This window comes from Methanospirillum lacunae (assembly GCF_003173355.1).
Classification (GTDB): Archaea; Halobacteriota; Methanomicrobia; order Methanomicrobiales; family Methanospirillaceae; genus Methanospirillum; species Methanospirillum lacunae.
In genome coordinates, this window is record NZ_QGMY01000007.1 from 246,977 (window position 1) to 258,570 (window position 11,594).

Consider the following 11,594-nt stretch of genomic DNA (forward strand, 5'->3'; position numbering starts at 1 on the left):
AACCAACGCGACTCATGATCATACGGGTGTCTGATGGATGATGAATCAAAGTTTCAACCCAGATTTATAGCCAAAGGATTTCTGCAATAGGGAGATATCACCAGCCACATCAGTCTCATCCTTCCATGTGTTGGTTGCAGCAGTCTTATTCCAGTCATTCGCATAGGGGTTTTTACTTTTACTCTTTGATGAAGTGGTTGTCTTTTTGTCACGTGCCTCATTGATAATGCCGGCAAATCTCGTTTTTACTATCCCCTCTGCAGACTCCTCTCCTAATGAGATGTCAGGACTGACTTCAATCTGATATGAGAGCCCTGCAGAGGTGCTGATTCGTGATCCAACTGCGCGAACCTGGCTCTTTGTTGACACCTCCCCACTATTGAAATTTATCAGTGAGCCCTGAGCCTCAACATAATCAGAGAAAGCTGGATTCGGGATCAGATAATCTTCATCACTAAACACACACATCACAGAATCAGTTGAATTACTTGTATAGTTCCCATTCACATCAAGGAGCAGGTAGTCATTTCCAACAAGGTGCGATCCATCGGTTCCTGAATAGGTCATGACCTTTTCGGATTCAAGGTTAAAGGACGAATCCCGTTGATCAGATGAATCAAACCCGGTATTCTTCACACCGTCAAAGAGGCCTCCATTAGAAAGTAGCGATTCCCGGTACACAGCAGACGAGATCAGCTCACCCTTTCCAATGGTTGTATCGGTTGTCGATCCATTCTTTACTGTAATCCAGTCCATCTTTGTAGAATCATCAAGAGGTCCGTTTGCTTCAATCTGGGATTCAATGGTCATCTCCTGGATCTCCGGAACTGTTGAAGGAAGCCTGTCCGCATCAGCCGTATCAAGTATTCCTGAAGATAGTACCAAAAAAATGAGACAGCAAAAGGAAGATGGTTTCATTGGCCTGTGTTGCCAGCAGCCATGTACAAACTGTTTAGCCGTTCCACTAGGAGAATTATCAGATACTATCATGTTTATCTCAAAAAGGGGTTACTGACCTGTGATCCCTATTGAAGGAAGTTGATCAGGATTGTTCTGAAGTGGTGAAACCAGGGAAGGATCTTTGGGAACCAGGGGAGCGTTCTCATCATACGAGATCATGAGGTCAGCTGAGTCACGTAGATAATCCATCTCAATAACCTCAACCTTCGTCACCGGAAGGCCAGTTCGATCCCTGATATCGGCGATCAATTCATCCCGCATATCTGCCCGTACGAGTTCGATCCTTTCGTACCTGACCAGTTTACACTGTTCATACCTAAATCCCCATTTTTTCTCAAGGATCCAGAGAACCAGGATGATCATGAGATTTGAAAGGACCATGTTGACATACTGACCACTCCCAAAAAGGATCGAGTTCAGGATCGGGAGAGCGATGATGACAAAGAGATAGGTCATCTCCCTGATCGGGACCGTATCGGTGCGGTACCGCAATACAGAGAAGAGTGCAAACAATCCAAACCCGGCACCTATTGAGAGCTCGACCGATGTGAAAAGACCCATTATCAGGTATACAACCACTGAGAAGGCCATGAATGTAAAGACATAGTCCTGTGCCCGCCGATGAGGATAGTAAATTCCTCTGACAATGATCAGGGAGAAGATGAGATTTATTACCATCCCGGCGACAAATAAAACAGAATCTGAAATTACCATCGTATCGGTCCTCCGTGCATCATCTTCTGGAGTAAGCGGAGTGTCATGTTGAAGTTGTTATGTTTGATCAGGTTACCGTACAATAATGAGATCCCGATACAGTACTTAGAGAATCCTTTTGGTTTTACCCGCATCCGGGTCAGATAGTCAAAAGCTGGTGAGTCAGAGTGTTCACTACTCCGCTTCAATTCAGCAATCACAATTTCAGGAAGGGCTAGATCTGTCGATGCACAATGATAAGAGAGATCAACATCCAGAGTGATACGTTCAGGACCGGTTGTTGATACAAGTGTGATACGTTTGTATTCATTGACTAAAACCGGCATGAACTGGGAGTAATCATATGGAAGACATGAACTAAAAAATTCACGGAGATCTGCCCCCAGGGTTGTAATGAGCCCATCAGTTTGCAGCCTGTGTTTTACTGTCCTTCCGGTGTTCTTCTTCTCTTTGACTTCAATGAAACTCAGATCAGACCCAACATACGACCTGGTCCTTACTTTGTAGCGTGGTTTGTTTCCGTTATGATGGGTCAGGTAAAGGCTCAAATGAGGTGAGTCATAATATGTTGTCGAATAGGTCTGGACACGTTGCCCATTTACCTCAAATACCCGGTATGTATCAGGGAGATGTAAGATAAGATCCCGAGCCTGCTCTGCAGTAAGCAGGTATTTAGACTCTTTACGGTCCTGCAAACTGGCATGCTCCATCTCTTCAAGTCCAATGGACTGGAACCGATCAAGAACAGTATCAGGTGATTGTTCTTTTTCGGATACATGTTGCACGGATTCCATCATGCAACCCCCTGATCTTTAAGGAACTTCTGTGCAGCCTCGTACTGTGATGAGGTGTGGGAGATCAGTGAGTCAAGGGATTTCGTGAAATCCTCTGAACTCTTTAGGTGTGTATATCCTTCCTGCTCTCCATTCTCCCCCACCACATACGGGCTGATGAGTTCGTGATTTCTGGTATAGATGGCATTCATCCGATCCGGGTTGAACACTTCAGTGATGACTGCATCAACTGCACTCACATATTTCTGGTGATATACCGGATCATCCATCAGATACCTGATAAGAGGCCAGTCACTCGTGACATTTCCAAGACTGATCTCCTGCGTTGCGCCACCAGGTCCCATATGGGTCATGTTCATCCCATCCCCCATACCCCCAGGACCTCTCATTGGGAATGCTTTGGGTGTCAGGTTCACATTGGTGCCCACATCCTGATTGCCAACATTGTCCATACCAGATGAGAACGGGAAGTTGTTTCCGGCAGAGAAGTTACCAAAATCAGGGTGATCTCCACCCATACCTTCAGAGCCATTCTGCAGTGCAAAGTTGTTGTCCCAGGGAATCCAGGTTACCTGGCCGGTTGAAGGATTGGTATACAGATAGAAATTATGGGCCATCGAGCCGTATGTATCCCAATTCTGGATGACAGTGTTTGTTGCAAGCCAGGTGATGAACTCGTTTACATCAAAGATGGATTCAAGATCAGATCTCCATGCTGAAGGATCTGATATTCTCTTTTCAGAGTTCAATGCAGTGTAGAACTGTTCAAGATCACTGTAATCATTCTGCTTCTTATTTGTCTCCTTATCAAAGAAACTGGAGTTGAATGTGCCGTTTTGGAAGGTTGCATCATGTTCACCTTCGGCTTTGTACAAATTACCAGAATCATCGTCGAACTGGGATGAGATCATGGTATCTCCCACGTCTTCGATCATCGTGTAAAGACCGAAATACTCCGGACCATTCCCTTTATCGATGTATAATTGATAGAAAGAGGCTCTGGGAGCACGGACCCCAGCATCGCGGAAGATCTCTGTGACAATCTTGTCCCTCATCAGGGAATTGTCCCCATACCCACTCTGGAGATTGAGTCTATCAAATCCATAGAGAGTCTGTCCTTTAATTTCAGGATGATCATCCTTGAATTGATCACAGTCTAATTTCAGAGATATTTTGTATGTGCCTTCGCGCCAGGATCCTGATAGAGAGCTGAATCCTTTAAACCTGACCCCTACATTATCAAGGGTTTTTCCATTCAACGTGACTTGGGCAGGAACATACACGGGATTCACGTCAGGCATCCCATGCCCACCAGGCATACCCATCTCTCCAGAATTTTCACCTGGAGTGAAATTCTCATTTGGTAGAGGCATTTGAGTGTTATTTCCAAATTCACCGTAGAGTTCGGTCATGTTATTCAGCATCTTCTGCCAGTCATCAGGTTTTATGACTAGATCAATCCGATTTACAGAGTTATTTGGAAATACCAGATCATAGTCGGGTTCATCTGAATCATCAGCCCCTGTATCCAGATTATCCTGTTTTGAATCGGTTGTGGCAAGGGTAGATACCATGCCTGGAGATGAGGTATTGGAGATCACAGCTGCCTGAACCAGCCCTGCACTGAGCAGGATAATGAGAACTGGCAGAATTCGAGTATATATCATTTCATTCATTCCGATGTTGGTTTTCATGACGGTCCGGGGATTCTCTCTCCGGACAGGGTTGTTATCATCTCAGAATCACTTCCCAGAGGTCATATTCTGCCATGTGCGAAAGAGCAGACTATATAGTAGTACATAACTTACCGACCTATTGAGAATATGATTAATCTGATACAACCAATGGTTGCTATGCTAGGTAGTAAAGAATTTCACAACAACAGGGTTGGATATTGAATCTTTCAGTTCGAAGAGACCATAGCAAAGGTCTAACATCAACTGATGGAAAATCACATTATGAATCAAGGAAAAATAGAACCTTTTTTGAGAAAAAACAGGATAATTGAAAGATATTGGATCAGGAAGCCCCGGCTAAGTTGCCTTTCATCTCTGCCAGGTACGCCATTGTATCGGTGTACCTGGAATCTGCATGAGAGAGCAAAGCTTCAAGTGATGAATTAAATTCTTCAGGACTTTTGAGCAGAGTATAACCCTTCTGTTCTCCATTTTCCCCGATAACATATGGTGCAATGAGATCATGATTTTTAGTATAGAGCGGTTTCAGATTATCTGGATAAAATGCTCCAGATATTACCTTCTCAACCGCTTGAACATACTTCTCATGGTACACCGGATCGTCCATAAGATATCTTATGAGCGGCCACTGGTCATCAACTTCATCAAGGCTGAGGCTTAACTGACCACCCAACGGATGATCACCTCCCATTCCTCCACCAATGCCTTGACCCCCGGGTGGTCCATTCATCGGGGAATCATTTCCAGGTTCAGGTGGCATCCTGGCAAACCCAGGTCCCGCAGCTGGTGACAGGTTTTCTGATCCTATTCCAGCACCTGGTCCAAAGTTGCCACCCATCCCTGCAGACCGATTCTGCAATGCCTCATTATTGTCCCAGGGGATCCAGACAAACCGACCATCTTCCGGATTATGGTATAAGAAGAAATTATGAGACGCCATACCATAGGTGTCCCAGTTCTGAATGATGGTGTTTGCTGCAAGCCAGGTGATGAACTCATCCACATTGAGAATTGATTCAAGACCTGAACGCCATGCAGCAGGATCTGTTGTTCGGAGATCTGAGTTCAGGGCTTCGTAAATCTGTTCAAGATCAGCGGACCCTTTCTTCTTGTTGGTCTCCTTACTAAACCCGCTAATATTAAAGGATGAGTTTGCAAAGGACGATGTACGAATGTTTTCTGCCTTGTACAGATTGCCAGACCCATTCGTGAACTGTGAAGTAATCATTGTATCCGCAACATCTTCGATCATTGTGTACAATCCAAAGTATACAGGTCCGCTTCCGGTGTCCACATATACCTGGTAAAAGGCAGTTTCCGGGGCAGGAACACCGGCATTCCGGAAGATATCAGGGACAACCTTATCACGAATCAGGGAACTGTCACCAAACCCGCTCTTCAGGCTGAGTTCGTCAAATCCAAAGAGTTTCTGATTTTTCAATTCTGGGTTTTCATCCTCGTACTCATCACAGTTTAGTTTCATGGAGATCTTGTAAGATCCTTCTCTCCATGAACCAGAGAGCGAACTCTGTCCTTTAAACCTTATCCCAATTTTATCAAGAGTAACATTCTGGACAGTCACTTTTGCGGGAACAACAACAGGATTGTCAGAATCATCCTGATTCATCTCCAGGCCTTGATGCATCTCTCCTTTTCCGGGACCATCCTCATCAGGATTTCCAGGACCCGGCCCACCCATCGGCATCTGTGAACTATTCCCAAATTCACCATATCTGTGAGTCATATCATCAAGCATCTTCTGCCAATCTTCAGGAGTAATGATGATGTCAATACGTTGTACAGAGTTCTGCGGGAACATAACCTGATAATCAGGTAATGAAGAAAAAGTCAGATTTTTACTATCCGTGTTACCCATCTTTAAAGAGGAATCGGCTGCGAGAACCAGACCCATGCTGGCAATCACTATAGTTACAAGAATTAATCCTGCATACAATTTTGGTTTCATGATGTCAGTACCTTATCTAAACTATAGAGTCAATCATACGGCAATTGAGATAATCAGAACCGCAGAGAAATCTACTATCGTCAGTGTTGTCCGGAAATACTAGTAAAAAATTTTACAACCAATGAGTTGGATATTAACAGGTATCTGATTAGTATATGACAGACAAGTTCCACCAACCTCTTATCTCTGCTCTCAATACGCTCGGTCTTACAACATACGAGGCTAAAGTATATGCAGCACTTGTCCTGTATGATCAGGCAGGAGCCAGGGATCTCATCGAATTCCTGCACATTTCAAAACCAAGTATCTACGAAAGCCTTCAAAAATTACAAGATATGGGCCTTGTTTTTAAAAAATATACTAAACCTGCCGTATATGCGCCAGTACACCCTGAAACCGCCCTCCGTATTCTTCTTGAAACTCATACCCAGGCTGCTTCAATTGCAGCAGAAGAGTTAGACCGACTCAAAAGAGAGAAGATAACAGAAGAACTGGATGAGGCTGTCTGGTCGGTATATGGGAATACCGTAGTAGAACATAAAATCCTGGATCTTATCACCGGGGCTGACCATAAGATTGACTGTGTTATGGGAGAACGTTATCTCCCCATATTCTTTAAAACAAAAATCAGATGCCCGGCCATTTCTCTGACTATCATATCTGACAATCTAATACAGGAACAGGAGTTAATAGAGAGATTCAAGAGCAAAGATGTAACCATTAGACTTTTTACACCTCCCGGTCCTGATTGCCTGCCCCACCCACCGGACTCTAATCCTGATATAGATCAGTACATTGAGATCAGAAATATTCTAGACCTCGTGATTGATGATCGAGAGGCTTTTTCCATACCACCCATAAGGGCGAAAAAGGTATCAGGACTCCATTCTTCAAACAAGGTGATCATCCTGATGACCAGGGACAGAATATCAAATTTTTCTCGACACCTTGAGGGTTGCCAGGCACCTTCTCACAAAAAAGATGGTTAATGGTATAATCTTGAGAGGTGTCCTATTCATTGAAAATAAATCATTTGCACGCATTGGAACAAATATCGTTTCATGTGGTTGCTCTAAAACAATATGATATGCACTGTAATCCTATGATGGATATACCTCTCCTCCCGACTGGTTTATCCAGTCTCCAAAGAAAGTGGCAGGAATATACATTGGCTGGTGTCGTATCCTTATCCTAAATTTCTTCTTTCTGACAATCGACGTGTGCCGCCCATGCTCTTTCTGGTGGCATGAATGACAGAGAACTCTAAGGTTGTGGAGTGTTGAATCACCACCTTCAGAAAGAGGAACTATGTGATGGACCGAGAGCTCTGCAGTATTACCACAGATCTGGCACTGGTGTCCATCCCGCTCAAGGGCCTGACGCCGGATAAGATTCCAGAATGGCGGCCTGCTTCCCCTGACAGATGCAGGTTCAGTTTCCAGCCAGGTGAGAAACCGCCTTTCACAGATATCAGAACAGTACGTCTTCCGTGATCCGGTCAAATTTCCACACCAAAGGCAGGGATGCCCGGCAGGACCAGAAATGGTGTCTGAATCCACCATAATTGATCATCGCCTTCAAAAATATATAGATTTTTCCTAAAGACAATATCTTAAGACCATTTTAACCAATAAAAAGAAGTAATACTAACAAAACCCACATATGAGAGGAAATTTTGAACAATATGTCCAGATGAGGCATAACAAAAATATAGAGAAACTGATACTACCATAAACTCGGTAAGAAACAACCTTGTAGATATCAACAGGAGTATCCCCATGGACAGCAGTTCCACCCCGATTCCCCCAAACATTTCAGAACTGATGGGATTAGACAAATACGATATTCATACCAATACCCAGTCAGAGTTCTCAGAGGAAGAGATCAGACAGCGATCACTCTCTCTTATTGCCAACCTTGTGAGAAGCAGGCTTAAAACCAATAAAGCCTGGGATCTTCTCTCCCATGATTCCGACCTTGTAATACATTGGGAGTGTGCAAACTATATAACAGTCGAGAAACTTGGGATGAATGACCACGGAAGAGTTCATGCCATTGTTGCAACTGCATCTGCTCTTCAGATACTCGAATATCTCATCGCCGGAGGCATTGTTCCCGATATCATCAACTCAGGGATGGGTGATCTTGATGATGCCTTTTTGATAGTATTAACAGCTGCGTTATGTCACGATATAGGGAATGAGGTCCACAGAACAGATCATATTTCACACAGCCTTCTCCTTGCAAGTCCCATCCTCGATCGAATTCTCCCGCAGATCTATGAAGATCAGGAGAAGATGGCAAGAATCAGGGCATTCATTCTGGGATCGATCTACACCCATCATGGAGAGCCAAAACCCCTCACCATTGAAGCCGGAGCAGTCTGTATAGGGGATGCAACTGACATGACCACAGGGAGAGCGAGAACTGCCTACGATCAGGGGAGGGTTTCTATTCACACAATATCTGCACTATCTATCGACACAGTGCAGATAGAACGAGGACAGGAAATTCCAATAGTAATCGCTATCCGGATGTCAAACTCTGCGGGCCTCTATCAGGTACAGGAAATTTTGGGACCAAAGATCGCAGCCGGCCCACTCACCCCATACATAGAAGTAAGAATTGAGTGCAGCGGTGAAACCGATGGATCGGAGAAGCAGATTTTGAGTGGAATGAAATTCATCCAGGGCACACTAATCAGGTAAACGATGCTAAAAACCTGAACCTTTCCCTGAAGACCTGAAACTCTTTTTATAATCAGGAAACATCCGTCATTTCAATAAAACCGAAGTCAGTGCTGTTAAACAATTAAAAAAAAGTGGAAAGTTTTAATTCAGAGATTATACCCTGAATCCGGACTGGTAGGTGAAGGCCTTCTGTAAGGTCTTGATGCCACCGGTCACTTCGGTAGTGTCTTTCCAGGTGTTGGTTGCTGAGGTCTTGTTCCAGGTTGCAGATGCGCCGCCATTTGCACCATTTAATGCATAGTTGCTGTCGCCGCCATCACGGGCTTCCATGATGCTGCCTGCAAAGACTGTCTTTACAGTACCTTCTGCAAAGCCGCTGCCTGAGTTTGCATCAGGAGTGACTGCAATCTGGTAGTTCAGAGCTGCCGGAACATCAGCGGTCTCGGCTACTCCACGAATCTGACCCTTGGTCGAGATCTGAGCGCTGTTTACATTGACAAGGCTGCTCTTGGCAGAGACAATGTTACAGAATGCCGGAAGGTTGCTATTGTCTGCCTGTGAGAAGACACAACGGATGTTACTGTCGCCGCTTCCATAGTTACCTGCAACTGAGAGAGTGTATTCCTCTTCCCCGACCAGGTGTGCCCCTTCTGTGCTGGCGTAGGTCAGAACCTTCTGCTGCTCAATGTTGTACAGACCGTTAGCCTGGTTCTTGGAGTTGAAATCAAAGTTCTTGTTCTCTGCGAGCTTTCCACCATTAGTGAGTATTGAGTCACGGAATGTGACATCAGCAATAGACTGACCAGCCTTCAGAATTCCGGTTGGAATAGAGCTGGGGTTTGCAATTACCCAAGACATAGTGGTCTTGTCGTCGACTGCTCCAGTAACATCAATAACGGTATCAATAGAGAAGACCTGGTTTTCAGGGGTTGCATTGGGCAGACGGTCTGCTGATGCAAAACCGGTAAGTGCCACAAGGGCAACCACTGCTATAAGTGCTGCAATAGAGAATCTCATTCTTACTCCTACAATATTTGCCGATACTCTCAGCATCAACTAGTACTCATGGGTGGATACATGATAAATCGTTTCTTATAATGAACAACCGATGTCATTGAAACAAGTTATATAGATAAACATTGCGAACCATCGAAGGATATTTCTTCGAAATGAATATGCAAATAGATCCTTGTCACCCGAAAAAATCCGCTAACATTTTCGTAAAATTGATAGATTAGGATTTACCTTTGAAGTCTTATATGTATAATGTCACCCGGATAGTCTTTATTCCACCGGTTACTGTGGCCGTGCCTTGTTCTAGGTCTATATGTATCATTTTGTACAATTGCATTCCCAAGTTTGCATCTGATATGATTACAATCTGATAATTCAAGGCGCTGGAACATTATCAATTCTTTTATACACTAAACCGTCCCCTGGAAGAAACATGAGCGCTTTTTAAACGAGGTTACTTTTAGAGAGATAATTTTGCAGAATACCAGGAATATTGATAATAATGGATGTAAAAAAACCAGTGATCTTTTCTGATGTGCTTATTCAGTTACCTGCGACGGGGAGTGAATATTCTTCCTTTCCAAATAGGTGAGTACCTCCGGTGGTCGCATAATAAGAACCAACAGGACTCAGCATTGCACAGCCCATTCTCCAGATCAAGAAAAAGGGAAATTGAAATTCTCTCATTTCATCAATACTACCAGGTATCCTGGAAAAAAGGGAGTTTAAGAAATCACTTGTTAAGGGTTACAAACCCTTCTTCTGTGACGAGTTTCTGTCCATCAGGACTGTCAATATATGCAATGAAATTTGTTGCATCGCCTGAAGGCTCTCCCTTGGTCAGGAGGTAAAGAGGGCGTGCAAGTGGATAGGTACCTGCTTTTACGGTCTCAATACTTGGAGTGATAGTAGTTCCGTTCACCGAAACGGGAACTGCATGAACACTGGAATCGATATATCCAAGTCCTACATATCCGATAGCATTTTCTGTCTGGGCGATGGTCTGCTGGACAGCACCGTTCGAGTTCTTCTCAAGTTGGGTCTTGACATAATCTGCATTCTTCATTACAGATGAGGTCATGAAGTCCCGTGAACCTGAAGCACTATCACGGCCGACTACAACGATTGCAGCGTCACTTCCTCCGACATCTTTCCAGTTGGTGATGTTACCATCATAGATCTTTTTGACCTGCTCCAGAGTCAATGATGGAATAGGGTTTTTCGGATTTGTAATGAACGCCAGACCATCGATTGCAATCTGGTGAGTCTTCAGGCCCGGGTACTTTGTCTTCTCATCACTAGTAAGGTCACGTGAAGCCATTCCAATCATGGTAGTACCTTCACCTGCTGCCTTAACTCCTGCACCAGATCCTCCTCCAGTCACCTGTACATCGATACCGGGGTGAGCAGTCATAAATGATTCTGCAGCTTTTGCTGCTACAGGCAGGACAGTGGTTGATCCGGCAACAGTGAGAACTGATCCACCGGATGTGGCTTTTACGGCAGTGGTAGTGTTTGCAGGGGTGACTTTCTTTTCAGTCTGGCCTGAAGAATTACCAGTGCAACCTGCCATCAGAACAGAGCACAGAAGAAGGCCAATCAGAATACATCCTAACATAGCGGTTTTTGAATTCATCATACTCCAACACTCGTGGGGTTCATACTACTCTGACCTGAGTGCTCATGGGCTTTCCCGCTATACACCATAGAGAGAAAGGATGAAGATGTATTCAACTGATTCCTATAGAGATCTATTGAG

Annotated in this window: 10 protein-coding genes; 2 read left to right on the plus strand and 8 right to left on the minus strand. The window is 44.3% G+C overall.

Translation table 11 applies throughout. The annotated features are described in order from the left end of the window. Positions 1-45: 45 nt before the first annotated feature. The 5 genes from DK846_RS09150 to DK846_RS09170 form a co-directional block, all read right to left on the minus strand. Entirely contained in the window at positions 46-990 is a 945-nt protein-coding gene (locus tag DK846_RS09150) for a hypothetical protein (protein WP_109968636.1), read from the minus strand. Between the two features lie 18 nt (positions 991-1,008). Continuing rightward, positions 1,009-1,674, minus strand: a complete 666-nt coding sequence (locus DK846_RS09155; protein ID WP_109968637.1) for a DUF4956 domain-containing protein — start codon at positions 1,672-1,674, stop codon at positions 1,009-1,011. Then, positions 1,668-2,471, minus strand: coding sequence for a polyphosphate polymerase domain-containing protein (locus DK846_RS09160; protein WP_109968638.1), 804 nt, complete (start codon positions 2,469-2,471; stop codon positions 1,668-1,670). The genes DK846_RS09155 and DK846_RS09160 overlap by 7 nt, the downstream gene beginning before the upstream one ends. After that, positions 2,468-4,162, minus strand: coding sequence for a CotH kinase family protein (locus tag DK846_RS09165; RefSeq protein WP_109968639.1), 1,695 nt, complete (start codon positions 4,160-4,162; stop codon positions 2,468-2,470). The genes DK846_RS09160 and DK846_RS09165 overlap by 4 nt, the downstream gene beginning before the upstream one ends. A gap of 325 nt (positions 4,163-4,487) precedes the next feature. Beyond that, the gene (locus DK846_RS09170) at positions 4,488-6,131 is read right to left on the minus strand and encodes a CotH kinase family protein (RefSeq protein ID WP_109968640.1); all 1,644 of its coding nucleotides are present in this window, start codon (positions 6,129-6,131) and stop codon (positions 4,488-4,490) included. A gap of 155 nt (positions 6,132-6,286) precedes the next feature. Here DK846_RS09170 and DK846_RS09175 point away from each other — a divergent pair, with 155 nt between their 5' ends. After that, complete coding sequence (locus DK846_RS09175; RefSeq protein ID WP_109968641.1) at positions 6,287-7,120, plus strand: TrmB family transcriptional regulator; 834 nt, start codon at positions 6,287-6,289, stop codon at positions 7,118-7,120. 111 nt (positions 7,121-7,231) lie between these two features. On the opposite strand, the gene DK846_RS09180 is transcribed toward DK846_RS09175, so the two are convergent. Further along, positions 7,232-7,693 carry an HNH endonuclease gene (locus tag DK846_RS09180; protein ID WP_109968642.1) on the minus strand — a complete coding sequence of 154 codons (462 nt, stop codon included), beginning with the start codon at positions 7,691-7,693 and terminating at the stop codon, positions 7,232-7,234. A gap of 216 nt (positions 7,694-7,909) precedes the next feature. Here DK846_RS09180 and DK846_RS09185 point away from each other — a divergent pair, with 216 nt between their 5' ends. Beyond that, positions 7,910-8,839 (plus strand): phosphohydrolase, encoded by a 930-nt coding sequence (locus DK846_RS09185; protein ID WP_109968643.1) that lies wholly within the window; start codon positions 7,910-7,912, stop codon positions 8,837-8,839. A gap of 135 nt (positions 8,840-8,974) precedes the next feature. Here the strand turns inward: DK846_RS09185 and DK846_RS09190 are convergent, their stop codons facing one another. Together DK846_RS09190 and DK846_RS09195 are read right to left on the minus strand one after the other, a co-directional pair. After that, positions 8,975-9,874, minus strand: a complete 900-nt coding sequence (locus DK846_RS09190) for a hypothetical protein (protein WP_109968644.1) — start codon at positions 9,872-9,874, stop codon at positions 8,975-8,977. Between the two features lie 694 nt (positions 9,875-10,568). After that, entirely contained in the window at positions 10,569-11,474 is a 906-nt protein-coding gene (locus tag DK846_RS09195) for a phosphate ABC transporter substrate-binding protein (protein WP_109968645.1), read from the minus strand. Between the last annotated feature and the right edge of the window lie 120 nt (positions 11,475-11,594).